The sequence below is a fragment of the Pseudomonas sp. S11P7 genome (assembly GCF_023195435.1).
In the GTDB taxonomy this organism is placed as follows: Bacteria; Pseudomonadota; Gammaproteobacteria; order Pseudomonadales; family Pseudomonadaceae; genus Aquipseudomonas; species Aquipseudomonas fluorescens_G.
On record NZ_JALPKS020000002.1, the window covers coordinates 525223 to 549915 of the forward strand.

Consider the following 24693-nt stretch of genomic DNA (forward strand, 5'->3'; position numbering starts at 1 on the left):
GGGGAGCTTTGCGCGCTGATTTTTTGCAACCACACAATAAAAAAATGGGGTGGCTCATGAAAACAACAATAAAACGCAGCCTTGCGGTGACAGGTTTTTGCCTGGCGTTACCCGCGTCGACACATGCGCTGGAGTTCGGCGGTTACTTGCGCAGCGGTGTCGGTACGTCGGTCAACAGCAGTAGTCAATCGTGCTTTCAATTGCCCGGCGCGCAGACCAAATATCGCTTGGGCAACGAATGCGAACAATACGGCGAGCTGGAGTTGCGTCAGGATCTGTACACGCTGGAGGACGGTTCGGTGTTGAGCGTCGACGGCATGGCTTCGCTGTACAACCGCTACGACCGCAAACCTGCATTCAAAGACCACACCGGTTCGATCCGCTTGCCCCAGGCCTACGCGCAATGGTCGGCAATGCCCGCGCTCAACGGTGGTTCATTGTGGGCCGGGCGCCGTTACTACAAGCGTAACGACATTCACATTTCCGACTTCTATTACTGGAACCAGAGCGCCACCGGCGGCGGCATTGAAGATGTGTTGATCGGCGATCTGAAGTACAGCTACGCGTTCTCGCGCAAAGACAACCTGTACCAGAAGGACTACATCAATCGGCACGATTTCAACGTAGGCGGATTCAAGAGCAACCCGGGCGGCGAACTGGAATTCGGACTGAGCTTCATCGACAAACCCGACAGCCGCGACGCCCATCGCGGCTGGGCGATCACCACGCAACATGTGCAGAGCGAGTTCCTCGGCGGCAAGAACAAACTGGCCCTGCAATACGGCGAAGGGCCCGGCACCGGGTTGGGTTATACCGGCGATGTGAAACTCGACGACAGCAATAAAAGCTATCGCATCGTCGAGTTTTTCGACTGGCAACTGACGCCGCGTTTTGGCGGACAGATCGCAGCGGTGTATCAAAAGGACATGCGTGCGCAGGGTGCCGATCAGAACTGGCTGTCGCTGGGCGTGCGGCCGGCTTATGCGTTCACCGAGCAGTTCAAACTGGTCACCGAGCTGGGCCACGATCAGGTCGATGCGCCGGGGGAACACGCAAGCTGAGCAAATTCACCGTCGCCCCGACCTGGTCGCCGAAAGGCCCGGCCTTCTGGGCGCGCCCCGAGGTGCGGTTGTACTACACCTATGCGACGTGGAACGAGGCGGCAAAACGCGCGGCCAATCTACTGGCGAAAGGCTCGGCACTGTCTGACAGCGGCGCTTTCGGCAACGCTCGCCACGGTGCGAACGTCGGATTGCAGGTCGAATACTGGTGGAAATAAGCGATGCTGACGGCAGCGTCGCGCTCCGTCGGTACTTCAATATGAAAATTGCAGGTGACGTCATGGCCACACCCCAACCCTTACAACTGCTGGCGCCTTTGTCCGGCGTGCTGATGGCGCTGGACCGGGTGCCCGATCCGGTGTTTTCCGGGCGCGTGATCGGCGACGGTCTGTGCATCGATCCGACCTCGTCGACCCTGTGCGCGCCGCTGGCCGGCGTGGTCAGCAACGTGCAGGCCAGCGGGCATGCCGTGAGCATCACCGATGAGCACGGCGTGCAGGTATTGATGCACATCGGTCTGGACACGGTGAACCTCGCCGGACAGGGGTTCACCCGTCTGGTCGAAGAAGGGCAGCAGGTCGCCGCCGGACAGGCGCTGATCGAGTTCGATGCCGACTACATCGCCCGCCACGCCCGCAGCCTGCTGACCTTGATGCTGGTGGTCAGCGGCGAGCCGTTCACCTGGCTGGTCGAGCCGAGCGGACTGGTCGAACGCGGCCAGCCGTTGCTCGAAATCAGCGCTGCCCAAGGATTGAGCGAAACAGCCAGCGCGCCACAAGGCCAGGCGCTGTTTTCGCCTGCGCTGATCCTGCCCAACCGCAATGGCCTGCACGCGCGCCCGGCGGCGGTGTTCGCCCAGGCAGCGAAGGCGTTTACCGCAACCATTCATCTGCATAAACAGCAAGCGCAAGCCAACGGCAAATCGCTGGTGGCGCTCATGGCGCTGCAAACGGCGTTTGGCGACAGCGTGCAGGTCAGTGCGGTGGGCGATGATGCGCAGGCAGCCATCGACACGCTGACCCGCTTGTTGGCCGAGGGCTGCGGTGAACCGGTGACAGCGCAGGCGCCCGTCGCGGTCGCCGCCACCGAGCCACTGACCCTGCTGCGTGGGGTTTGCGCCTCTCCCGGCTCGGCGCTGGGCCATGTGGTACAGATCAGCGAACCGAGCTTCGACATCGACGAGTTCGGCGGCGATGCCGATAGTGAGCGGGAAGCGCTGGCCAATGCCCTGATCGAAGCGGATCTGGCCTTGCAGCATCTGCGCGATACCGCCGCGGGCGAGGCTGAAGCGGAGATTTTCAAGGCCCATCAGGAATTGCTCGAAGACCCCGGCCTGCTCGAACAGGCTGCGGCGCTGATCGACACGGGCAAAAGCGCGGCCTTCGCCTGGCGCACGGCGACCGAAACCACTGCAGCGATGTTTCGCCAGCTCGGCAATGCGCTGCTGGCAGAGCGGGCGGCGGACCTGACCGATGTCGGCCAGCGTGTGCTCAAGCGCCTGCTGGGCATCGACGAGCAGACGCTGGATTTGCCGGAAGGCAGCATTCTGATCGCCGACCAACTGACCCCGTCGCAAACCGCCCGCATCGATACCCGCAAAGTGCTCGGTTTCGCCACGGTCGGTGGCGGTGCGACCAGCCATGTGGCGATTCTCGCGCGGGCATGCGGCCTGCCGTCGATCTGCGGTGTGCCGGTGCAAATGCTCGCCTTGCGCAACGGCACCGAGGTTTTGCTCGATGCCGACAAAGGTGAATTGCAGGTGCAGCCGGACGCGGCGACGATCCAGCAATGGCAGGCGCGCCATGCGCAACAGCGACAGCGCCATGCCCTTGACCTGGAGCACGCTGCGCTCGCGGCCTGCACTCGCGACGGGCAGCACGTCGAGGTCTCGGCCAACGTCGCCTCGCTGGCGGAAACCGAGCAGGCCATGGCCATGGGCGGCGCCGGAGTGGGGCTGCTGCGTTCGGAGTTTCTGTATCTGGGCCGCAACCATGCGCCGAGCCATGACGAGCAGGTCGCCACTTACAGCGCCATCGCCCGTTGTGTCGGGCCTGAACACAATCTGGTGGTGCGCACCCTCGACGTCGGCGGCGACAAACCGCTGGCCTACGTGCCGATGGAGAGCGAAAGCAACCCATTCCTCGGCCTGCGCGGCATTCGCCTGTGCCTGGAACGCCCGCAGTTATTGCGCGAGCAGTTTCGCGCCATGCTTGGCTGCTGCGCACTGACGCGCCTGCACATCATGCTGCCGATGGTCACGCAATTGGCGGAGCTGCGTCTGGCGCGGCAGATGCTTGAAGAAGAAGCGCTGGCGCTGGGCCTCACCGAAAGGCCGAAACTGGGGATCATGATCGAAGTGCCGGCGGCCGCGCTGATGGCCGACCTGTTCGCGCCGCTGGTGGATTTTTTCTCGATCGGCACCAACGACCTGACCCAGTACACCCTGGCCATGGATCGTGATCATCCGCGTCTGGCCAGTCAGGCCGACAGTTTTCATCCGTCGGTGCTGCGCCTGATTGCCACGACGGTCAAGGCTGCGCACGCCCACGGCAAGTGGGTCGGGGTGTGTGGCGCGATGGCGTCCGAGCGTTTGGCGGTGCCGCTGTTGTTGGGCCTGGGTGTGGACGAGCTGTCGGTGAGCGTGCCGATGATTGCGCCGATCAAGGCCACGGTGCGCGAACTGGCGCTGGCCGATTGTCAGGTCGTCGCCAAACAGGTGCTTGGCCTGGAAAGCGCCGGACAGGTGCGCGAGGCATTGCAGCTGTTTCACGAAGCGAGTGTCGAAACCGCGCACGTTATGGAGAACTGAAGATGTTCGATCAATTGCAAAAAGCCTTCTGGAAAGCCCTGACCCCGGACCTGGTGCCGGAGGCACCGAGCGTGCAAGCCACGCCGGACGACGGGTTGAGCGCCGCCATCGTTGCCGCGTTGGGCGGTGTGGATAACCTGCAGTCGCAGCAGCCAGTGGCGTTGACGCGGGTGCGGGTGACGTTGCGCGATGTGTCGCGGCTGGATGAACAAGCCTTGAGCGAGGCTGGCGTCGCGGGCGTGATGCCCCTGGAAAACGGCGTGGTGCACCTGATTACCGGGCTGCGTGCTTAGCCTGCAACTGATGTGCGGCGGCGGGTCGCCCTTACTGTTTCTCAACCGCAGGTGTATCGTATTCGCCTTTTGCGGGCCCTCGGGGCCTGTCGCTGATACGTGAGGTAGTTGAGTTCATGTCCTTTACCCGTCGCCAAATCCTCGGTGGCCTGGCCGGTCTTGTTGTCGTTGGCATGGGGGCGGGGGGCGCGTCGCGTTACTGGCTCGGCAAAATGGCCGACGCCGAAGCGGGCCACGACTACGAGCTGATTGCCGCGCCGCTGGACGTCGAACTGGTGCCGGGGCACAAGACCGAAGCCTGGGCGTTCGGCCCATCGGCGCCGGGCACCGAGCTGCGGGTGCGTCAGGGTGAATGGCTGCGGGTGCGCTTCATCAACCACTTGCCGGTAGCGACCACCATTCATTGGCACGGCATACGTCTGCCGCTGGAAATGGACGGCGTGCCCTACGTCTCGCAATTGCCGGTGCTGCCGGGCGAATACTTCGACTACAAGTTCCGCGTGCCGGACGCCGGCAGTTATTGGTATCACCCGCACGTCAGCAGCAGCGAAGAACTCGGTCGCGGGCTGGTCGGGCCGCTGATCGTCGAAGAACGCGAGCCGACCGGTTTCCAATACGAAAAGACCTTGAGCCTGAAAAACTGGCACATCGATGATCAAGGCAATTTCGTCGAATTCAGTATTCCTCGCGAAGCCGCGCGGGGCGGCACGGCGGGGCGCTTGTCGACGATCAATGGCGTGCCGTTGCCGGTGATCGATTTGCCGGCCGGGCAGATCACCCGCGTGCGCTTGCTCAACCTCGACAACACCCTGACTTATCGCATCAACATTCCCGGCGTCGAAGCGAAAATCTACGCGCTGGACGGCAACCCGGTCGAACCACGGCCGCTGGGCAAGGAATACTGGCTCGGCCCGGGCATGCGCATTTGTCTGGCAATCAAGGCCCCGGCGGCGGGCGAAGAACTGTCGCTACGCAACGGCCCGGTGCGCCTGGGCACACTGCGTTCAGTGGCCAATAGCGATGCACCAACGGACTGGCCAAAAGCCCTGCCGGCCAACCCGGTGGCCGAGCCTGACCTGGCCAATGCCGAGAAACTCAACTTCAATTTCGAGTGGGTCGGTTCGGTGTCGGTGAATGTCGACAACGGCAAACCGCCGAGCCTGTGGCAGATCAACGGCAAGGCCTGGGACATCACCGACAAGACTTGCGCCGATCGACCGATTGCCAGCCTCAAGCTGGGCCAGAGCTACATCCTCGAATTGAAGAACATGACCCAGTATCAGCACCCGATCCACCTGCACGGCATGAGCTTCAAGGTGATTGCGTCGAACCGGCACAAGGTGATTCCGTATTTCACCGACACCTACCTGCTGGGCAAGAACGAGCGCGCGCAGGTGGCGCTGGTGGCCGATAATCCAGGGGTGTGGATGTTCCACTGCCATGTGATCGACCACATGGAAACCGGCCTGATGGCCGCCATCGAGGTAAAGTGATGCGCCAGATTCGCCCCGCGGCGATCATCGACCGCAGCCGCGACCGCGACTTCATGCGCGAAGCCCTGGCCCTCGCCGCAAAAGGCGCAGCCCTCGGCGAAGTGCCGGTGGGCGCGGTGCTCGTGCAGGACGGCGAGATCATTGGTCGCGGCTTCAATTGCCCGATCAGCGCCAGCGACCCGAGTGCCCATGCGGAAATGGTCGCGATCCGCGCTGCGGCTCAGGCTGTGGATAACTATCGTCTGCCGGGCAGCACCCTGTATGTAACGCTGGAGCCGTGCAGCATGTGCGCCGGGCTGATCGTGCATTCGCGGGTGGCGCGAGTGGTGTATGGCGCGCTGGAGCCGAAAGCGGGGATTGTGCAGAGCCAGGGACAGTTTTTTACCCAAGGCTTTTTGAATCACCGGGTGGTGTATGAGGGCGGGGTGTTGGCTGACGAGTGTGGGGCGGTGTTGACCGAGTTTTTCAAAGCCCGCAGAGCCAAGCCTACTATCTAAACAACCACACTGAACCCTGTGGGAGCTGGCTTGCCAGCGATGGCGTCCGCACATCAAACATAGATGTCGACTGATCCACCGCTATCGCTGGCAAGCCAGCTCCCACAGGTTTTTGCAGCGTTTGCGAGATTGCTTACTTTTTGGCGACGATAACCGCCCGCATCGGCGCCGGCAGCCCCTCAACCGTTTTGCTGTGATCCTCAGGATCAAGAAAATCGCGCAGCGACTGATATTTCATCCACTCCGTCCCGCGCTGCTCCTCGACCGTCGTCGTGCTGACATCCACGCAACGAACATCGGTAAAGCCAGCACGGCGCAGCCACAATTCCAGCGCCGGCACCGACGGCAGGAACCACACGTTACGCATCTGCGCGTAGCGATCTTCGGGCACCAGCACCTGATGCTTGTCGCCTTCCACCACGAGCGTTTCCAGCACCAGTTCGCCGCCCTTGACCAGGCAATCTTTCAGCGCCAGCAAGTGTTCGATTGGCGAGCGACGGTGGTAAAACACGCCCATGGAAAAAACCGTGTCGAAACCTTCGAGGTTCGCCGGCAGGTCTTCGAACGGGAACGGCAGGTGCCAGGCGTTCGGCTCGGACAAGTAGCGCTGCACCGCCTGGAACTGGCAGAAGAACAGCCAGTTCGGGTCGACGCCGATCACGCTGTCCGCGCCGGCGCCGAGCATGCGCCACATGTAGTAACCGTTGCCGCAGCCGACATCGAGGATGCGCTTGCCCTTGAGGTCGAGATGCGGGGCGACGCGCGACCATTTCCAGTCCGAGCGCCATTCAGTGTCGACGTGCACACCGAACAGATCGAACGGGCCCTTGCGCCACGGCGACAAGCCCATCAGCGCGGTGCGCATCTGCGCGCGGGTTGCGTCGTCGCAATCGGTGTCGAGTTTCAGACCGTGGAGCAAATCCACTTCGCTCGGCTGGATCTTCGGCAGGGCGTCCAGCGCACTTTGCCAACGTTCAAGGTCGCCGTGACCTTTCTCCATTTTCTTGTCGAGTTGCGCCTGCAGGGTGTTGGCCCATTCGGCCAGCGGTGTACCGGCCAGACGGCGGGCGAGGGGGGACAGATCAATCATGGCAAGGCAATCAACGAGGCAAAGTTAAGACACTGGAACCACGGCACGACTTTCGAGAACCCGGCGGCCAGCAGGCGTTCGCGGTGTTCTTCGAGGCTGTCGGGCTTCATGACGTTTTCGATGGCGCTGCGCTTCTGGGCGATTTCCAGTTCGCTGTAGCCGTTGGCGCGTTTGAAGGCCACATGCAGATCGGTGAGCAGAGCATGTTCCTCGGCATCGTTGAAGCGCAGCTTCTCCGACAGGATCAGCGCGCCGCCCGGCAGCAACGATTGGCGAATGCGCGACAGCAACGCGGTGCGCTGATCGGGAGCGATGAATTGCAAGGTGAAGTTCAGCGCCACCACCGAAGCGGGCTGAAAGTCGAGGGCGAGAATGTCGCCTTCGATGACTTCGACCGGCAGCAATTCCTGGAACATCGAATCCTGACCGTTGAGGTATTCGCGGCAGCGCTCGACCATCGCCGCCGAGTTATCCACAGCGATCACACGGCAACCGTCGGTGCGTACGTGGCGGCGCAGGGCCTGAGTCACGGCACCCAGCGACGAGCCGAGATCGTAAAGCACGCTATTGGGCTGGGCGAATTGCGCGGCGAGCACGCCGAGGTTTTCGACGATGGTCGGGTAACCCGGCACCGAGCGCTTGATCATGTCCGGGAACACCCGCACCACGTCTTCGTTGAAGGCGAAGTCAGGCACCTGGGCCAAAGGCTGGGCGAATAGGCGATCGGGTTCTTTGCTCACGGCGGTTTCCGGCGGTGTCGATGGAAAAGGCCGGCATTTTAGCCAAAGTGGCGCGGGGATGCTTGGGTTGCTGATAAAGCACCGTCCGGGCGCAAAAACATCGGCGTCAGGAAAATTGCTTTCGCGAGCAGGCTCGCTCCCACAGGGGATCGCGGTGTCCTGTGGGAGCGAGCCTGCTCGCGAAGAAGCCAGCGCGGTTTTCTTGAAATCAGTTCACCGAGATGGCGCAGTCAAAGGTTTCCACTGGCAGCACTTCCGGCGCCCACGGTTGTTGCGAAGTCAGGCGCAAACGCCCGGTGCCGGCGGCGAAGGCCTGAAAACGCCAGGTCGAAACGCCCGCCGCGCCGACCACGCCGGCATCTTCCGGGTTGCTGTAAACCTCGGGGCTGAGTGCGCGCAGAACGCCGCCAGCGGAATCCTGAATAGCCCAGCGGTAGCCGGTGGTCGGGTTGCTCGGCAGGGTGATGATCAGGTTTTGTCCGGTGCTGAGACGCACCGGGCATTCGCTTTGTTTTTCCACGGTCACGTTGTGTTTTGGCTGCGTGGCACAAGCGGCCAGCAACGAGAGGGCGAGGGGAAGAAACAGGCGAGTGGCGGACATGGGGTCAGTGGCTCCGGCGGTTACGACGAACGGCGAGCATAACTGAAGATGAGGCGATGTGTGACAGGCGGGTATTGCATTGACCCGACCGACGCCATCGCGAGCAGGCTCACTCCTTGGGGGAACGCATTCCACATGTAGGAGTGAGCCTGCTCGCGATAGCGGTATATCAGGCGCTAAAAACTGTCAGAACAGCACCTTCGCCACATCGGCAAACCGCTTGGCAAAATGCACAGTAATGCCTTCCTTCAGATAATCCGGCAGTTCCTCGAAGTTGCCGCGGTTCGCTTCCGGCAGGATCAATTCGAAGAGCTTCTGCCGACGCGCCGCAATCACTTTCTCGCGCACCCCGCCAATCGGCAGTACATGCCCGGTCAGCGTCAATTCGCCAGTCATCGCCACGCCTTTTTTCGGCGGCTGATTACGTGCCAGAGACAGTAAGGCACTGGCCATGGTCACGCCGGCGCTCGGGCCGTCTTTCGGCGTGGCGCCTTCCGGTACATGCAAGTGAACAAAGGCTTCGTCGAAGAACTTCGCATCACCGCCGAATTGCTTCAGGTGCGAGCTGACGTAGCTGTAGGCGATCTCGGCCGACTCTTTCATCACATCGCCCAGTTGCCCGGTGAGCTTGAATCCACGGTTAAGCGTGTGAATCCGCGTGGCTTCGATCGGCAATGTGGCGCCGCCCATGCTGGTCCAGGCCAGGCCGGTGATCACGCCAGTGCCGGACAACACTTGTTCGTTGCGGAACACCGGATGGCCGAGTGACGCCTCCAGATCCTTTGGCCCGAGTTTGATCACGGCTTTCGGATCGTCGATCAGCTTCATCACCGCTTTGCGCACCAGTTTGCCCATCTGCTTTTCCAGCTGGCGCACCCCCGCTTCACGGGCGTAACCATCGATCAAGGCCTTGAGAGCGCTGTCGCTGATGCTCAGGCTGCCCTTGGACACGCCGGCCTTTTCCAGCAGCTTCGGCCACAGGTGACGCTTGGCGATGGCGACTTTCTCTTCGGTGATATAGCCCGACAGGCGAATCACTTCCATGCGGTCCAGCAGCGGGCCGGGGATCGAATCCAGTGTGTTGGCGGTGCAGACGAACAGGACTTTCGACAGGTCCATGCGCAGGTCGAGGTAATGGTCGAGGAATTCGACGTTCTGCTCCGGGTCGAGGGTTTCCAGCAGCGCCGAGGCCGGGTCGCCCTGGTAGCTCTGGCCCATCTTGTCGATCTCGTCGAGCATGATCACCGGGTTCATCACTTCGACGTCTTTGAGCGCCTGCACCAGTTTGCCCGGCTGTGCGCCGATGTAGGTGCGGCGGTGGCCCTTGATCTCGGCTTCGTCGCGCATGCCGCCGAGACTGAAGCGATAGAACGGCCGGCCGAGGGATTCGGCGATGGACTTGCCGACGCTGGTTTTACCCACGCCCGGCGGGCCGACCAGCAGCACGATCGAGCCGCTGATCTCGCCTTTGTAAGCGCCGACGGCAAGGAATTCGAGAATGCGGTCCTTGATGTCGTCCAGCCCGGCGTGGTGCTTGTCGAGGATTTTGCGGGCGTGCTTGAGGTCGAGTTTGTCTTCGCCGTACACGCCCCACGGCACCGAAGTGGCCCAGTCGAGGTAGTTGCGGGTAACCGCATATTCCGGCGAGCCGGTTTCCAGGATCGACAGTTTGTGGGTTTCTTCTTCCAGACGCTTTTGTACTTGCGCCGGCAGGACTTTGCCTTCCAGACGCTGCTCGAACTGCTCGAGGTCGGCGCTGCGGTCATCTTTGGTCAGGCCGAGTTCCTGCTGGATGACCTTGAGCTGTTCCTTGAGAAAGAACTGGCGCTGATGTTCGCCGATCTTGCGGTTGACCTCGGCGGAAATTTCTTTTTGCAGGCGCGCGACTTCGACTTCCTTGCGCAGCATCGGCAGGACTTTTTCCATGCGCTTGAGCATCGGCACGCAGTCGAGCACGCCTTGCAGCTCGGAGCCGGTGGCCGAGGTCAGGGCGGCGGCGAAGTCGGTCAACGGCGACGGATCATTGGGGCTGAAGCGGTTGAGGTAGTTCTTCAACTCTTCGCTGTACAGCGGATTGAGCGGTAGCAGTTCCTTGATCGCATTGATCAGCGCCATGCCGTAAGCCTTGACCTCATCGGTCGGCTCGGTCGGCTGGTGCGGGTATTCAACTTCGACCAGATACGGCGGGCGGTGGTGTTTAAGCCAGGTCTTGATGCGCACCCGGCTCAGGCCCTGGGCGACAAACTGCAGTTTGCCGTTCTCGCGGCTGGCGTGGTGGACTTTGACCAGGGTGCCGTATTCGGGCAGGGCGCCGGTATCGAAGTGGCGCGGGTCTTCCTGGGGGGTGTCCATGAAGAACAGGGCCAGCGAGTGGTGTTCGGATTTGCTGACCAGTTCGAGTGTTTCGGCCCACGGTTCTTCGTTGACGATGACCGGCAAAACCTGCGCCGGGAAGAACGGGCGGTTGTGGATCGGGATGATGTAGACCTTGTCCGGCAGGTTCTGGCCGGGCAGGGCAAGGCCGGTGCCGGAGCTGGTGTGTTCGATGTGCTCGGCTTCGCTGTAGTCGTCGGGGTTGTCCGGGAGTTCCTGCTGGTCGGTCATGGGGCACCTGCGCAATGGGGTATGGGTCTTAGATGGGGCAGGGGTTGGGTGGTTTCAATGGGGGGGTGGTGTTTCTGCTTGTGTGTTCAGGGTTTTGACAGGGTTCACGCCTTGGACCTGGCGGTCTGGGCCGACTATGTTCTTGGGGTTTAGGAGGTATACCCGGTGCTTCGGGGGCTGCGGCTGGCGGTTTTGCTTTTCCGTGGGGAGCGAGCCTGCTCGCGCATGCGGTGTATCAGCGTCGATGACTTTGCGAGCTGGACTGCGCCGCTACGTGGCGGCGGCGCTTTAATACAACGCCGCAGCCAGTGGACAAGGTGATTACCAAACCAGTCTCAAAGCGCTTCGAGGCTGGATTTGTACCCGACGACGACATAAGCCAACTGGAACTCGACGCACTTTTTAAGCATCGCTTTAGTGGCGTTTTTGATTTCGTCTTTTTGTACATCCTGGTCAGGTACACCCAGCTTCAATTTGCGCGCCTGAAGGCCAAGTTTTTGCAACGCTTCGGCTGTTTGGTCGGCCGCTTTCTGGAATACCAGCAACGCCTCGCGAAGTTCAGGCGCCACCTCCTTAGCCGCTTCGTCAGCGCGATCTCGAAGTGCCTGAAACTCTACCGGTGAAACCACATCATCTTGGTCAATTTGCCGAAGCTGCGCGTTCAGATCTTTATCAGTTGCAATCAAATTCATGCTCATCGTGCATCTCCATTTGCTGAGTAGCTGTACGGGTGATTCCTTTGGAAACATTAAGGTGCGGAATAGTGATGGTCTACTGTCAGAAATTACAGCTATTGGGCGGTTTTTAGACCGTTCGTCTGACGATAGGTCAGTAATAGGTGGGGGCGATGTTGTTATGTTGACTTTGTTCGATCGAACTTGGGTTTCGTGGGGTTTATTTCGAATTGGCCGCGATTCCCTGTAATTTCTGACAGTAGACATATGACTCAATCGGCAGAAGATTGTGCAATTCAATCTCGGGTGCCAAAGAGGCGTTCGCGACCGTACTAACGTCAAGGAATCGAACCATGAGTTATACCGATACGAAATACAGTGATTGCATCATTCGCGAATACTCTACCGACACGCCAGGCTTGCGTTTCCAGGTGATCTATAGCGAAACGGAAAAGAGTTTGTTGCTGGCGACCCGCAAGCACGCAGAGCAACTGATCATTGATCGATTGCAACGGATGAGGAATGGAGGACAAGCCTGTTGATTCTGTCGGGTTAGCGCTCACGACAAGCGTTCTCAGCCTTTCGATGTCGCCGGTCAGGCAAGATCGAGGGCACTCGAGCTTCGCTCATCGTAATGAGTGGTTAGAAGCGGGTGGTTGGCTTGGGGGTTGTGGTGTGGCTGCCCCTCACCCCAGCCCTCTCCCCCTGGAGAGGGAGCCGATTTGTGTTGGCTTCGAAGTTTGCGTACGACTCGGTATTTCAGGTCGGCGCAGCTCTCGCATCCACCACGGTCAGCCCCCTCTCCTTCTGGAGAGGGAGCCGATTTGTGTTGGCTTCGAAATTTGCGTACGACACGGTATTTCAGGTCGGCGCAGCTCTCGCATCCACCACGGTCAGCCCCCTCTCCTTCTGGAGAGGGAGCCGATTTGTGTTGGCTTCGAAGTTTGCGTACGACTCGGTATATCAGGTCGGCGCAGCTCTCGCATCCACCACGGTCAGCCCCCTCTCCCCCTGGAGAGGGAGCCGATTTGTGTTGGCTTCGAAATTTGCGTACGACACGGTATTTCAGGTCGGCGCAGCTCTCGCATCCACCACGGTCAGTCCCCTCTCTTTCTGGGAGAGGGCTAGGGTGAGAGGCTTTTCAGAATGTTAATTCGTCTCGGTATGTCACGTCGGTGGGCGTTCTCCGTCAGTTCTCTCTATGTGACGAAAAGGCGGGTGCCGATGACTGAAAACCTGATCTGCGTGCTAGATAGGGTAATTCAGCTCTTGGAGAAAAAAGTATCCGCTACCGGTAAGTTCACGCGTTTCATCGCCGTGGACTGCCTTGGCGGAAATTTTCAGGTTGTCGAGGGAATATAAGTACAGGCCGCTATTGAGTTGGCTTACAGCAATGCTGGAAGCGGATGTCACTTCATAGTCATAAGGATGGATATCCCGTTCGGTAACGACATATTCAAAGTAGCCAGCAATTGAAGGATCAAGCAACTTACGAAGCGAGATGGAGATTTTTCGCTTGCTCGATAAACCGTCGTTAACTTCGAAAGCGAAACTGTAACCGCCCAGTGGGTTGAAAGACGCAGAAATGCTGCTTGTCAGGAAGCTGGTCAGATTGACGGCCGTGCCGCCAATGGTGCCTTTTACCTCAACGTTAAGAATGCCGTTTACCCAAATTGCTGGGGATGCTTTCGGATTGTTCATGGGGAGCTTCCTGTAACGATTTAGTTGGAGAAGGAAGTCTGAGTGGGCGGGAGAAGACAGTGAACTGTCATATGTGACAGGTTTTAATACGTGTTCGCGATAAGAATTCTTGATATGGGCTATATCGAAGGCGTGATGCTGATCAGGTGTGTAAAGGCCTGCCCGCGATTGGGTTTCGTCAGCGATCTATTAGCTGGCTGAAACAGTGGTTCGCGGGCAGTTTCGTGCCTACGGTGGGTTAGCTGTGTATTGGGGGCTGTGGGATCTCGTGGTTATCCAGCACGCGGTTCACCGCCAGTTCGGCGAGCATGATGATTTGCTGGATCGCCAGAATCGTGCGGCGTTGCGGCAGGTCGATGTAGGCGGCGATGTCGCTGGCCATCAGGCTGGCCTGGGCCAGGGATTCGCAGGCATGGACCAGCAGGCTTTCGCTGTCCTGATCGGGGGCGACCTGGAACAGGGTGCTGGGTTTGTGGAAGCGCAGGGTCAGGGCGTTGGGTTTGAGGTAATGGTCGAGGGCGCGGTCGGCGGCGTCGTGGAATTTGCAGCGACGCTAAGAGCCTATCCAGCCGATTTCCGAGGCACAACCGACGCGATGTGTCGGAAAACTCCGCGCAATTCCCGGCGTCTGTAGGACGAGCAAAATTCCTACAACCAACGCTGATCAAATTGTGGGAGCTGGCTTGCCAGCGATGGCGGTCTACCAGCCGGCCTATTTGCTGACTGACCCACCGCTATCGCTGGCAAGCCAGCCCCACAGGTTTCTTTGGTGGACTCAGAAGTTGCATGCACAAAAAGGCGATGTCCCTCACGAGACATCGCCTTCATTTTTGCCGCCGTTAAAGCTTATTCCGGCAGTTTGTACGCAATGATGTAGTCACCCATCTTCGTACCCAGCGAACCGTGGCCGCCGACAACCAGCAGCACGTATTGCTTGCCGTCCTTGCCGGTGTAGGTCATCGGGGTCGCTTGACCACCGGCTGGCAGACGCGATTTCCACAACTCTTTGCCGGAGTTGACGTCGTACGCGCGCAGGTACTGGTCGAGGGTGCCGCTGAGGAAGCCGACGCCGCCGGCGGTGACGATCGAGCCGCCCATGCTTGGCACGCCGAGGGTGAAGCCGATCGGGATCGGCGAGCTGTCGCGGCTGGTGCCGTTCTTGCGTTTCCACACGACTTTGCCGGTGGTCAGGTCGATACCGGCGACGTAGCCCCAGGCCGGGGCCTGGCACGGTACGCCGAGTGGCGACATGAACGGGTGCATGATCACCGCGTATGGCGCGCCGGTGTTTGGTTGCACGCCCGAGGTTTCGCTTTCGCGTTTGCTGCCGGCTTCGACTTGCTCACGCGGCACCATTTTCGAGACGAAGGCCATGTAGTTCGGGCTGGTGAACAGCATCTGGCGAACCGGGTCGACCGAGACGCCGCCCCAGTTGAACACGCCGACGTTACCCGGATAGATCAGGCTGCCCTGTTCCGACGGCGGGGTGTACTGGCCTTCGTAACGCAGTTCCTTGAACTGGATGCGGCACAGCATCTGGTCGAACGGGGTCGCGCCCCACATGGCTTTTTCGTTCAGTTCAGGCGCCAGCAGGTTGAGGTCCGAACGGGCCTGGGTCGGTGCGGTGTGGTCGCCTTTGACAGCGCCTTGCGGTACCGGGATTTCCTGGATCGGGATGATCGGCGTGCCGTCACGACGGTCGAGGACGTACAGGCTGCCCTGTTTGGTCGGGGCGATCAGCGCCGGTTTCACGCCGTCGGCGGTTTTCATGTCGAGCAGGGTTGGCTGGCTGCCGACGTCCATGTCCCACAGGTCGTGGTGGGTGAACTGGTAGTTCCAGCGCACTTTACCGGTGGCCAGGTCCAGCGCGACGAGGCCGGCGCTGAACTTTTCGGCGCCCGGGGTGCGGTTGCCGCCCCATTGGTCCGGGGTCTGGTTGCCCAGTGGCAGGTAAACCATGCCGAGTTTTTCGTCGACACTGGCCAGCGACCACATGTTCGCCGAGTTGCGGCTGTAGGTTTCGCCCGGGGCCAGAGGCTCGGTGGCGTCCGGCTTGTCGCTGTCCCAGTTCCATACCAGGTGGCCGTCGCGCACGTCGAAGGCGCGGATTACGCCGGATGGCTCGTTGGTCGACTCGTTGTCAGTGACGTGACCGCCCATGATCACCAGATCACGGGTAATCGCCGCTGGCGAGGTGGAGTAGTAGCCACCGGCGGTGAACGGGCCGATGCCTTGGGTCAGGTCGACCACGCCGTTGGTGCCGAAGCCTTCACAGATCTTGCCGGTGTCGGCGTTCAACGCGATCAGGCGGGCATCCGCGGTTGGCAGGTACAGACGACGCGGGCAGGCTTGGGCAACGGCCTGACCGGCGGCGGAGATCACCGCCGAGCCAGCGTTTTCCGACTTGGCATAAGCGGCTTCGTCGTAGTACGACACGCCACGGCAGGTCATGTGCGCAAAGCCTTTGAAGCCGACCGGGCTCTTGATCTGCGGGTCGAAGCGCCAGATTTCCTTGCCGGTGTCCGGATCCAGCGCCAGCACTTTGCTGTGCGCGGTGCAGGCGTAGACCATGCCGTTGGCTTTGAGCGGGGTGTTTTCGTTGGTCAGTTCGACCGGGTCATCCTTGGTTGGCAGGTCGCCGGTCTGGATGCGCCAGGCTTCTTGCAGTTTGCCGACGTTGGCCGGGGTGATCTGCTTGAGCGGCGAGTAACGGTCACCGAATTCGGTGCGACCGTAAGCCTGCCAGTCGCCGTCCGGCATGGCCGGGGCGGTGCTGGTGGTGCCCGCGGTTTCGCGGCCCAGTTCGCCAAAGGTTTCGCCCGGATGGGTGAACAGGCTGGCCAGAGCGGTGACGCCCGCCAGAACCACGGCCACGGTCAGACCGGCGGTGCCCATTTTGGCCGGGCCATTGAGCAGCAGCGGACGGCGGAACCACGGCAGCAACATCACGAAACCGAGGACAAACCACAGCGCCAGACGCGGCACCAGTTGCCACCAGTCCAGACCGACTTCCCACAGCGCCCAGACGGTGCTGGCGAACAGGACGATGGCGTACAGGCCCAGCGCCGCGCGACGTCGCATCAACAGCAGAATGCCGCTCAAGGCGATGCCGATACCGGCCAGCAGGTAATACAGCGAGCCGCCCAGCGTGCTCAGCTTGATTCCCCCGGCCAGCATGGCCAGGCCCATCAGTAGAAGCAGGATGCCGAGCAGGGCGGGTAGCAGCCGCCCCCGGCTCGAAGCACTTTCGGTGCTCATAGTGTGATTCTCCGTGACGTTTATGTAGTCCCGCGCTGTAGTCACTTTAGATGACGATTTGGCGCAGGCATGGTTCAGATAAAAACTTGTTCGGCTAACGAAATGCATGGGCCCCTGTGGGAGCTGGCTTGCCAGCGATGGCGATTTCAGATTCAACAATGAAGCCGCCGGATAAATGGCTATCGCTGGCAAGCCAGCTCCCACACGGGTTTTCGCTGTTTTTTTAGAACGACGACTGGATCTTGATCCCGCCGATCAGGGCGTCGTCGACGTCGTTCACGCCACCGGGGTGACGGATGTATTGCAGGTTCGGGCGTACGGTCAGCCAGTTCGTTACGTGCACGCCGTAGTAGAGCTCGGCGCTGTATTCAGTGTCCTGTGGCGGCAGAAAGGATGGATCGTCGTAGTCATACACGGCGTTGGCGCGGTTGCTCGCTTCGGCGTTCTTGCGATAGGCCGGGTTGACGTGCACGCGGGCCAGGGCGAAACCGATGTCGTCCCTGGCGCGCGCGTCGAACGGGCCTTTGTAGGTGAGGCCGGCCTGTACGTAGTTGTCGATCGCGTTGGTTTTCTTGTCGTGCATCGTCGCGTTGGCGAACACGCTCAGGCCGCGGCTGTTATCGCTGGCCACGCTGGTGATCTGCTGCTGGAGGCCCAGCCACACGCCGTGTTTGCTCGACGCACTGCGATAGGCTGCGCCGCTGAGGGCGGCTGGCCGGTCGTTCTGGTCTTTGTAAACGTCCGAAGCCTTGGCGTTGCTGTAGTAATAACCGGCACGATATTCACCAGGCAGGCCGTTGAGCTTCGGCGTCCACACCAGCTCGATCGGCAGGATAGCCCCTTGGGTGCCGCTGCCGCTGAGTTTGAAGCCGTTGCCGCGATCAAGGTTGGAAGGGTTCTGCTCGTAAGCGCCGACCTGTGCGTACAGCTCCGGCGTCAGGTGGTATTTGACCCGCAGCGCCCATTGGCTGACCGGCCAGTTGTACCAGATGCCGCCGACCCAGTTGCCGACCTGCGAGCCGCAGAACGCCAGGTTCTGGAAATCGCAGGGGAAGCTGTTGAAGTCTTCGCCTTCGCCGAAACGGCCGACCTTGATGTCGAGCTTCTGGTCGAAGAATTTCTGCTGATACCACATCTGCGTCAGCCGGGTGGTCTGGCCCCGACCCCAGACTTCCTGAGCGGAAGTGAAACCACCGACCCGTGGATCGTTGATCCGGTCGTTGCTGATGTTGTTGCCGCTGCGCTTGGTGATGGTCAGCTGAAACTCGGCGTCGTCCCAGCCGAGGATCTTCTGCAGGTCCAGGTGCGTGCCGAGGCCGAACTGGTCGCTGTAACGCGCGGTGCGATCGTGGTCGTAACCGCCGTGCAGGTTGCTGCCCATTTCGCCGGTGTAATCGAGTTTGAAGTCGTAGCCTTTTTCCGAAAGTTCGGTGCGCGTGCCGTTCCAGTCACCGAGCATGTACGGTGATTCACTGTCGAACGCCGGCGCCGCTTGCGCGCAAGCAGCGAGGCCCAGCGCGGTGCAACCGCCAAGGGTGCGCAGGGCAGAGATAGCGCTGTCTCGGGATAAGGAAAATTCAGCCATGGAAAAGTCTTTTTCTAATGTTTTGGGAGTGCAATTTCGGCGCTTCAATATGACGCAGGCAGTGAAGCGATTCAGCGGAAGGGCGGCAGGATAATGATCTGTAACAAATTGAGAAAGGGCTTTTGCCGACATGCAGCGTTTCGGATTCGGTAACAGTGCGGCAAACGGGCGCATTGCCGCTCGCTTGCCGGCCTGCGATGTTCTCGGGTTGACCTACATTTGCTTGTAGGCCTTTCACCCGATCACCCCCTCGGCTAAGGTGCGCGGCTTTACGCATTTTCACTTCGCTCAAAGGCCTGGCATGAACGAACCCACCCCTGATCCGCTGCACGGCGTGACCCTTGAACAGATCCTCAACGCGCTGGTGACCCATTACGAATGGTCGGGGCTGGCGGAGCGCATCGATATCCGTTGTTTCAAGAGCGATCCGAGCATCAAGTCGAGCCTGACCTTCCTGCGCAAAACCCCGTGGGCGCGGGAGAAGGTCGAGCGTCTGTACGTGAAGCTGATGCGCACCAAGCGACCGCTTTGAGATGGACGCAACCTGGCGTCAGCGCCTGATCATCTGCGCCGCTGTTTTGGGCTGGGCCGGATTGGCCATTCAGCTGTACTTGATCTTCTTCGCGCGTTTGAGCGTCGGCGCGAGCCTGCTCGGCGGGCTGGTGAGCTTCTTCAGTTACTTCACGGTACTGACCAATACACTGGTGGCGACGGTGCTGACCTGTGCCGTCACACCGCGTGACTCGGCAGCGCGGCGCTGGTTCTTGCAGCCGTGGGTGAGCAGCGGGGTGGCGGTGAGCATCGCCGTGGTCGGCCTCGCTTACAGCATTTTGCTGCGACATTTGTGGCATCCCCTGAAGGCTGGCAATTCATCGCTGACGAATTGCTCCACGATGTCATGCCGCTGCTGTTTCTTGGCTATTGGTGGTGCTGCGTACCGAAGGGCACTTTGCGCCTGTGGCATCTGCCGCTGTGGCTGATCTATCCACTGGTTTACTTCATCTACGCGTTGCTGCGCGGGCATCTGCTTGGCGCGTATGCATATCCGTTCATTGATGTGGCGGTGCTGGGTTATCCACAGGTGTTTATCAATGCCGGGGGATATTGGTGGGGTTTGTGTTGATTGGCCTGTTGATTATCGGCGTAGACCGCAAACGGACCGCACGAAGTTGACAACCCGTGTGGGAGCGAGCCTGCTCGCGAAAGCGTCGGCACAGTCGAGAACATTGGTGACTGACGCACCGATTCGCGAGCAGGCTCGCTCCCACAGGGGAACAGTGGTCAGGGGAATATTATTCGTCGTCGGAGCCCTCGGCGCGCCAGTAGCCGGCCGCCTTGATGAACTGCTCATCGAGCCCGTGCTCATCGATCAGCACCCGGCGAATCTGCCGTGAGACTTTGGTTTCCGTCGCGACCCACGCATACAGATTGCCCTTGGGCACCTGCAGTTGCTTGACGGTGGTCAGCAGGTTGTCCTTGCCGCCCTCGCGCAACACCCAGATCACATTGACCTGCGCGGCGCTTTCCAGGCGTTGTTGTTCGGCGCCGTTTTCCACTTCGACCACCACCAGCGCCTTGCGATTGGCCGCCAGGCCTTCGAGGCGGCGGGCGATGGCGGGTAGGGCGGTTTCGTCGCCGATCAGCAGGTAGCTGTCAAAAATATCCGGCACGATCATCGAACCACGCGGGCCGCCGATGTGCAGAAACTGGCCGGGTTGCGCCTGTTCCGCCCAGGTCGACGCAGGGCCGTCGCCGTGCAGGACGAAGTCAATGTCCAGCTCCATTTTGTCCAGATCATAGCGACGCGGGGTGTAGTCGCGCATTTCGGGCTTTGGACCTTCCTCCTTGCCGGCGCCGAGCACCATGGTTTCCAGCGCTGCCGCCTGTTCGGCGTTCTGCGGGAACAGCAATTTCACGTGATCGTCCGTGCCCAGGCTGATGAAACCCGCGAGCTCCGGCCCGCCAAGGGTGATGCGGCGCATGCGCGGGGTCAGGTCGACCACGCGCAACACTTGCAGCTTGCGGCGTTTGATTTCATGCATGACGCGGTGAATGGTCTGGGTATCGACGGCGGTCATTCGGCATTCTCCGGTGCAGGTCGAGCGGCGGGGCCGTCGACGATGGCTTTGGCGGTGTTGTTGAGCAGGTCGCGTACACGCAGGATTTCTTCCGCGCTCCAGCGTCCATGGTGCATTTGCAGGGCGTGGCGCAGGTTGTGCACCGCCTCGTGAATTTCCGGCGGCCGGTCGTGGCCGCGCAGCGAGCGCTTGCTGACGTCGATGCGCATGCGCACACCGTCCAGCGCCACCGCTTGTTCCTCAAGCGAGACACGACCGGCGTCGGTGACGCTGTAACGTTTCTTGCCGCCTTCGGCGTCGCCGCTGATCAGTTCGCTTTCTTCAAGAAAGGTCAGGGTCGGGTAGATCACCCCGGGGCTCGGGCTGTAGGCGCCGTCGAACATGCTTTCGATCTGGCGGATCAAGTCGTAGCCATGGCACGGCTGTTCGGCGACCAGGGCCAGCAGCAGCAATTTCAGATCACCGGGGGCGAATACTCGTGGGCCGCGGCCACCGCGCTCGCGGCCGGGGCGCCGTTCGAAGCCGTCGCGGCTGTCACCGTGTTCGCGGTGGGGGAATGATGGTCTCTCATCTCAGTCTTCTCTCGTCGTGTTTAGATACAACTTAAGATATATCTTAACGAGGGCGCAAGACGTTTTTTCTCAGCGGTCTGGGTGGCTGACGAGCGGCAGGCGCTGGCTAAAAGCAAGCGCAGGAATTTCCCGGGCGGATCTGCGCGCAGTAACCTGAAAGTTAAAGTCATCACTCTAGTTGCTGTAGAGTATATGTTCTATTAGTCGTGAAGTTACTGTGAGAGCTGGGCGAAGTTGCTGTATGGTTTTTCAACTTAAACTGTCTGTAGGGCATCGCTTACAGTTACTGTTTGGAATATCGCTGTTTTGCTGTTTTTTCTTGCATGTCATGGGGTTGTTTAACTACGAGGTTGTCGGAAGTTGCCTGCTTACTTTCCAGAGTCGACAGCCGATGATGCGCCCACATTGAAAGTTCAAGTTGATCTGGCTCAACTCGGGCGCCGACTCGGGCAGGTCTGCTTGAACTTTCAGTGTTCATCCCCCTATCAAGCAAACAGGTACATAACGATGTTCAAGAAACTCGCAATCGCCGCTCCACTGGCTCTTCTCGCACTGGGTTCCACCGGCGCATTCGCTGCCGGTGAAGCGTCGCACTCGATCAGCCTTGTCGCGCATGTGCCGACCAACGGTTTCTATGTCGTGCCGACCGACCCGGATCTGGTCAACAAGGACCAGGACATGAGCTACCAGCCAACCACCGGCAAGATGCGCGACGTCAACGGTTTCTTCGACGTGCGCAACAACAACGGTTCGGTTCACGCCAGCCTCGAAAGCCTGCCGAAGCTGGTCTCCGGCAGCACCTCGATCGACTTGCGCGTGATGTTCAACAACAAGGAACTGAACCTGACCCCGCAAATGGTCGTGGGTGAACTCGAGTCCGACGTCAACTTCCGCGCGCCGCTGAACATCAGTGCCGTGGGCAGCAACTTCGAGCCGGGCGACTACACCGGTTCGGTTGCGATGATCTTCGACGCCGTGACGCCATAACCGCTCACTTGATCGATCGATCAGGCATCAAAGCGCAACGTTGAAGGTTGGCGCTTGACCGTCGGGGCAGTCGTTTTTGTCCTGCCTCGACGGACTTCCATTGTTCGTTATCCGAGTACGCGTTCATGTTCCCGATGACACCCATCGCGGCCGCGCTTGCGCTGTTGTTTTGTGCCAGCGCTGCCGTGGCTTCCAACACCGCCGGCACCACGCCCCGCAGCCTGTTGGCACAGGCCAAGGGTCTGCCAGCGGATTTCGAGGAGCATTTCTTTGATGTGCCGCTGGCGGTGCGGGTCGAAGTCGACCAGCAGCCGCTGGGCGAGGCCATGGTGGTGTTGTCCCGCGACGATCGCATCACCCTGCTCGAATTCACCGACACCAGCGAAAACCGTTTCGGCCCGGCCGAGCGGGAAAAGTGGGCCAGTTATTTCAAGCCCGGTGCGCCGTTGGGCGCGTGCAGCAGTTCTTGCCCGGATCAGTTTCTGGCGGTGCACTACAACCTGGAAAATTCGCTGGTGTCGATCGCCACCGAAAATGCCGAGCGTGACGTTTCCGCCAAGCGCTATTACGAGCAGCCCAGCGGTGGCAGCAGCGGCTTGATGGTGCGCAATCAGCTCAACCTCAACGGCGGCCAGGACCAGGATCTCGGCGGGCGGTTCGGCCTTGAGGCCAGCGGCAGCCTGGGCAACTGGAGCCAGACGCTCAACCTGCAAATGGCCCGCCTCGGTGGCCCGGATGACAAGCTGTATCACGCCGTCCACGAGCTGCACACCCAGCGCGAACTGCAAGGCAGTTTTTTCCGTCTGGGCTATTTCACCCCCAATTCCGAAGGGCTGACGCGCCAGCCGCGCACGTTCGGCACCAGCCCTGACACCGCCATCGGCGTGATGTATGGCAGTTCCGACAGCCTGGCCATCAACAGCCCGATGCCCAGCGTCTACCCGATCTATGTCACCGCCAACCGTCAGGGTTCGGTGGAAATCTGGCGCGACGGTTTGCTGATCAATACGCAATCGGTACCGGCCGGCTTGCAGACCCTCGATACCCGGCCGTTGCCCGGTGGCATCTATGAAGTGGAAGTGCGCCTGATCGAAGACGGTCAGATCACCTCCACCACCCAGGAGCTGGTGTACAAGCCCAGCAACTGGCGCAACCTCGACGAGCGCTGGCGCTACAACCTGTTCGCCGGCGAAGAACAGAAACTGCTGAGCAACTGGGACACCCAGGCCAGCGGCAGCCCGACGGCCGGCGCAGCGGTCAACTATCTGCTGCACCCGCGGGTCATCCTCGGCGCGTCGGCGCGGCAGATCCGCGAAAAACTGCAGTACGGCACGTCCATCGACTGGACGCTGGCCAATCACGTCAGCGTCTACGCCAACGTCTACAAGACCGAGGATTACGGCACCGGTCTGGACCTGCAAAGCCTCTACAACTATGGCGCCGGCAGTCTCGTTGTCAGTCACAACCGCAGCTGGCTCGACACCACCAACACCTACGACACCTTGCCCGATGGCACGCGTATTCGTCCGCGCAATGTGTTCGTCGGCCAGACCAGCAATTCCTCGCTGGCGCTCAATCATCGGCTCAACAGCAAGAACTCGGTCAATGCGCGAGTGGCGTACAGTGAGGGCAATGTCGAGGGTATGGGCGTCGATCTCGGCTGGACCCAGCGCACCATGCTGTTGGGCAGTGACGCCAGTTGGCGCCTGTCGATTTTCGACCGGCCCGGCAGCTACAGCAGTGGCGATGCGCGCAACCGTGGCGTCGACCTGAGCGTCAACATCGCGCTCGGTGCGCCGGGTCAGCAGATCACCGGCAGCATCGGCTCGCGCACCGCTCGCGATGGCCAGCGCGACAACAATGCTTCGCTCGGTTGGCGCAAGGATTTCAAGGATCACGTGCTGCAAAGCGTGTCGGTTACCGCGCTCACCGACACCTATGGCCTGGGCATGTCCGGCCTGACCAACTTCCGTACTGAGGCGGTCAGCGGCGACGCGTTCATCCAGCGCTCCTCGTACAACGGCAACTACACCGGCGGCCTCAACGTCGACAGCACGCTGGTGCTCGGCGGCGAGCACATGCTCATGACCAGCCAGAGCGACGTGCGCGGCGCCGGGCTGATCGTTGACGTCGAGTCGGACATCGACGACATCGTTCTGCGTGCCGACGACTACAGCGGTGGCGGCGCGGCGTTGAAGCCGGGGCGCAACTTCATCCCGATCACCGCGTACCAGAACAGCTCGGTGAGCTTCGACTTCGAAGGCAACAACGTTCCGGCCGCCACCATCGAACCCGCCCGGACCCGTTATCACCTGAACAAGGGCGGCGTGGAGTACCGCAAGGTGCGCGTGATGAAGACGTTCACCGTGCTCGGTCGACTGGTCAATGCCCAGGGCCAACCGCTCAAGGGGCACCACGTCATCAACCACGCCAGCCGTGGCGTGACCGAAGTCGACGGGTTCTTTTCGATGGAAATGAATGCCGGTTCGCCGACGCTGGAAGTGCGTCAGGGCAATCGGTTGCTGTGTCAGTTCCGGCTCAACGAGGCCGACCATCGCAGCGAAAACAACGTGCTGATGATCGGTGATCTTCGCTGCACGCCGGACACCCTGGCGGATGTAACGACCACTGAACAGAAGGCGGGTTGATC

Annotated in this window: 17 protein-coding genes and 4 pseudogenes; 10 read left to right on the forward strand and 11 right to left on the reverse strand. The window is 60.7% G+C overall.

All coding sequences use genetic code 11. The features are described from left to right. The first annotated feature begins 56 nt into the window (after positions 1-56). The 5 genes and pseudogenes from M0746_RS02560 to tadA all read left to right on the forward strand — a co-directional run bounded on the left by M0746_RS02560 (position 57) and on the right by tadA (position 6153). Positions 57-1279 (forward strand): annotated as a pseudogene (locus M0746_RS02560) (carbohydrate porin). Between the two features lie 62 nt (positions 1280-1341). Next, on the forward strand, positions 1342-3870 hold the full coding sequence (gene ptsP / locus M0746_RS02565) for a phosphoenolpyruvate--protein phosphotransferase (RefSeq protein ID WP_258448110.1): 2529 nt from the start codon (positions 1342-1344) through the stop codon (positions 3868-3870). Positions 3871-3872: 2 nt separating this feature from the next. Further along, positions 3873-4163 (forward strand): PTS transporter subunit EIIB, encoded by a 291-nt coding sequence (locus M0746_RS02570; RefSeq protein WP_208939882.1) that lies wholly within the window; start codon positions 3873-3875, stop codon positions 4161-4163. Between the two features lie 116 nt (positions 4164-4279). Beyond that, positions 4280-5656, forward strand: a complete 1377-nt coding sequence (locus M0746_RS02575; protein WP_258448111.1) for a multicopper oxidase family protein — start codon at positions 4280-4282, stop codon at positions 5654-5656. Further along, positions 5656-6153 carry a tRNA adenosine(34) deaminase TadA gene (gene tadA, locus M0746_RS02580; protein ID WP_258448112.1) on the forward strand — a complete coding sequence of 166 codons (498 nt, stop codon included), beginning with the start codon at positions 5656-5658 and terminating at the stop codon, positions 6151-6153. The genes M0746_RS02575 and tadA overlap by 1 nt, the downstream gene beginning before the upstream one ends. A gap of 133 nt (positions 6154-6286) precedes the next feature. On the opposite strand, the gene cmoB is transcribed toward tadA, so the two are convergent. From cmoB to M0746_RS02605, 5 genes are all read right to left on the reverse strand, one after another. Next, positions 6287-7243: a tRNA 5-methoxyuridine(34)/uridine 5-oxyacetic acid(34) synthase CmoB gene (cmoB, locus tag M0746_RS02585; RefSeq protein WP_258448113.1), complete on the reverse strand. Its 957-nt coding sequence runs from the start codon at positions 7241-7243 to the stop codon at positions 6287-6289. Beyond that, positions 7240-7983 (reverse strand): carboxy-S-adenosyl-L-methionine synthase CmoA, encoded by a 744-nt coding sequence (cmoA, locus tag M0746_RS02590; RefSeq protein ID WP_203419370.1) that lies wholly within the window; start codon positions 7981-7983, stop codon positions 7240-7242. Before cmoA ends, cmoB begins: the two co-directional genes overlap by 4 nt. Positions 7984-8191: 208 nt before the next feature. Beyond that, positions 8192-8584: a protease inhibitor I42 family protein gene (locus M0746_RS02595; protein WP_208939886.1), complete on the reverse strand. Its 393-nt coding sequence runs from the start codon at positions 8582-8584 to the stop codon at positions 8192-8194. Positions 8585-8770: 186 nt separating this feature from the next. Then, the gene (lon, locus tag M0746_RS02600) at positions 8771-11188 is read right to left on the reverse strand and encodes an endopeptidase La (RefSeq protein WP_203419368.1); all 2418 of its coding nucleotides are present in this window, start codon (positions 11186-11188) and stop codon (positions 8771-8773) included. Between the two features lie 335 nt (positions 11189-11523). Continuing rightward, a complete protein-coding gene (locus tag M0746_RS02605; RefSeq protein ID WP_208939888.1) occupies positions 11524-11886 on the reverse strand; it encodes a hypothetical protein in 363 nt (120 codons plus the stop codon). A 329-nt stretch (positions 11887-12215) separates the two neighbouring features. On the opposite strand from M0746_RS02605, the gene M0746_RS02610 reads away from it, so the two are divergent. Continuing rightward, entirely contained in the window at positions 12216-12404 is a 189-nt protein-coding gene (locus M0746_RS02610; protein ID WP_258448114.1) for a hypothetical protein, read from the forward strand. A gap of 706 nt (positions 12405-13110) precedes the next feature. Here M0746_RS02610 and M0746_RS02615 read toward each other — a convergent pair. The 4 genes and pseudogenes from M0746_RS02615 to M0746_RS02630 all read right to left on the reverse strand — a co-directional run bounded on the left by M0746_RS02615 (position 13111) and on the right by M0746_RS02630 (position 18406). Continuing rightward, positions 13111-13563 carry a hypothetical protein gene (locus tag M0746_RS02615; protein WP_258448115.1) on the reverse strand — a complete coding sequence of 151 codons (453 nt, stop codon included), beginning with the start codon at positions 13561-13563 and terminating at the stop codon, positions 13111-13113. Positions 13564-13801: 238 nt separating this feature from the next. Further along, a pseudogene (locus M0746_RS02620) lies at positions 13802-14107 on the reverse strand (DUF6124 family protein); the annotation flags it as partial. Positions 14108-14409: 302 nt separating this feature from the next. Further along, a complete protein-coding gene (locus M0746_RS02625; RefSeq protein ID WP_258448116.1) occupies positions 14410-16821 on the reverse strand; it encodes a glucose/quinate/shikimate family membrane-bound PQQ-dependent dehydrogenase in 2412 nt (803 codons plus the stop codon). A gap of 223 nt (positions 16822-17044) precedes the next feature. After that, positions 17045-18406 (reverse strand): carbohydrate porin, encoded by a 1362-nt coding sequence (locus M0746_RS02630; RefSeq protein WP_258448117.1) that lies wholly within the window; start codon positions 18404-18406, stop codon positions 17045-17047. A 301-nt stretch (positions 18407-18707) separates the two neighbouring features. Between M0746_RS02630 and M0746_RS02635 the strand changes: the two genes are divergently transcribed. Continuing rightward, positions 18708-18938 carry a VF530 family protein gene (locus M0746_RS02635; protein WP_090285959.1) on the forward strand — a complete coding sequence of 77 codons (231 nt, stop codon included), beginning with the start codon at positions 18708-18710 and terminating at the stop codon, positions 18936-18938. Between the two features lies 1 nt (position 18939). Then, positions 18940-19579: pseudogene (locus tag M0746_RS02640) on the forward strand (Pr6Pr family membrane protein). Positions 19580-19698: 119 nt separating this feature from the next. Here the strand turns inward: M0746_RS02640 and M0746_RS02645 are convergent. Continuing rightward, positions 19699-20484 (reverse strand): siderophore-interacting protein, encoded by a 786-nt coding sequence (locus M0746_RS02645; RefSeq protein ID WP_258448118.1) that lies wholly within the window; start codon positions 20482-20484, stop codon positions 19699-19701. Further along, positions 20481-21055, reverse strand: a pseudogene (locus M0746_RS02650) (PadR family transcriptional regulator). Before M0746_RS02650 ends, M0746_RS02645 begins: the two are co-directional and overlap by 4 nt. A gap of 508 nt (positions 21056-21563) precedes the next feature. Here M0746_RS02650 and M0746_RS02655 point away from each other — a divergent pair. Together M0746_RS02655 and M0746_RS02660 are read left to right on the forward strand one after the other, a co-directional pair. Then, entirely contained in the window at positions 21564-22043 is a 480-nt protein-coding gene (locus M0746_RS02655; protein WP_258448119.1) for a fimbrial protein, read from the forward strand. 125 nt (positions 22044-22168) lie between these two features. Beyond that, entirely contained in the window at positions 22169-24691 is a 2523-nt protein-coding gene (locus M0746_RS02660) for a CS1-pili formation C-terminal domain-containing protein (protein ID WP_258448120.1), read from the forward strand. Positions 24692-24693 lie beyond the last annotated feature (2 nt).

Bases quoted from the DNA above. Each gene is read 5' to 3' on its own strand.
- ptsP (WP_258448110.1), top strand. From the start codon at position 1,342: ATGGCCACACCCCAACCCTTACAACTGCTGGCGCCTTTGTCCGGCGTG.
- M0746_RS02570 (WP_208939882.1), top strand. From the start codon at position 3,873: ATGTTCGATCAATTGCAAAAAGCCTTCTGGAAAGCCCTGACCCCGGAC.
- M0746_RS02575 (WP_258448111.1), top strand. From the start codon at position 4,280: ATGTCCTTTACCCGTCGCCAAATCCTCGGTGGCCTGGCCGGTCTTGTT.
- tadA (WP_258448112.1), top strand. From the start codon at position 5,656: ATGCGCCAGATTCGCCCCGCGGCGATCATCGACCGCAGCCGCGACCGC.
- cmoB (WP_258448113.1), bottom strand. From the start codon at position 7,243: ATGATTGATCTGTCCCCCCTCGCCCGCCGTCTGGCCGGTACACCGCTG.
- M0746_RS02595 (WP_208939886.1), bottom strand. From the start codon at position 8,584: ATGTCCGCCACTCGCCTGTTTCTTCCCCTCGCCCTCTCGTTGCTGGCC.
- lon (WP_203419368.1), bottom strand. From the start codon at position 11,188: ATGACCGACCAGCAGGAACTCCCGGACAACCCCGACGACTACAGCGAA.
- M0746_RS02605 (WP_208939888.1), bottom strand. From the start codon at position 11,886: ATGAGCATGAATTTGATTGCAACTGATAAAGATCTGAACGCGCAGCTT.
- M0746_RS02610 (WP_258448114.1), top strand. From the start codon at position 12,216: ATGAGTTATACCGATACGAAATACAGTGATTGCATCATTCGCGAATAC.
- M0746_RS02615 (WP_258448115.1), bottom strand. From the start codon at position 13,563: ATGAACAATCCGAAAGCATCCCCAGCAATTTGGGTAAACGGCATTCTT.
- M0746_RS02625 (WP_258448116.1), bottom strand. From the start codon at position 16,821: ATGAGCACCGAAAGTGCTTCGAGCCGGGGGCGGCTGCTACCCGCCCTG.
- M0746_RS02630 (WP_258448117.1), bottom strand. From the start codon at position 18,406: ATGGCTGAATTTTCCTTATCCCGAGACAGCGCTATCTCTGCCCTGCGC.
- M0746_RS02635 (WP_090285959.1), top strand. From the start codon at position 18,708: ATGAACGAACCCACCCCTGATCCGCTGCACGGCGTGACCCTTGAACAG.
- M0746_RS02645 (WP_258448118.1), bottom strand. From the start codon at position 20,484: ATGACCGCCGTCGATACCCAGACCATTCACCGCGTCATGCATGAAATC.
- M0746_RS02655 (WP_258448119.1), top strand. From the start codon at position 21,564: ATGTTCAAGAAACTCGCAATCGCCGCTCCACTGGCTCTTCTCGCACTG.
- M0746_RS02660 (WP_258448120.1), top strand. From the start codon at position 22,169: ATGTTCCCGATGACACCCATCGCGGCCGCGCTTGCGCTGTTGTTTTGT.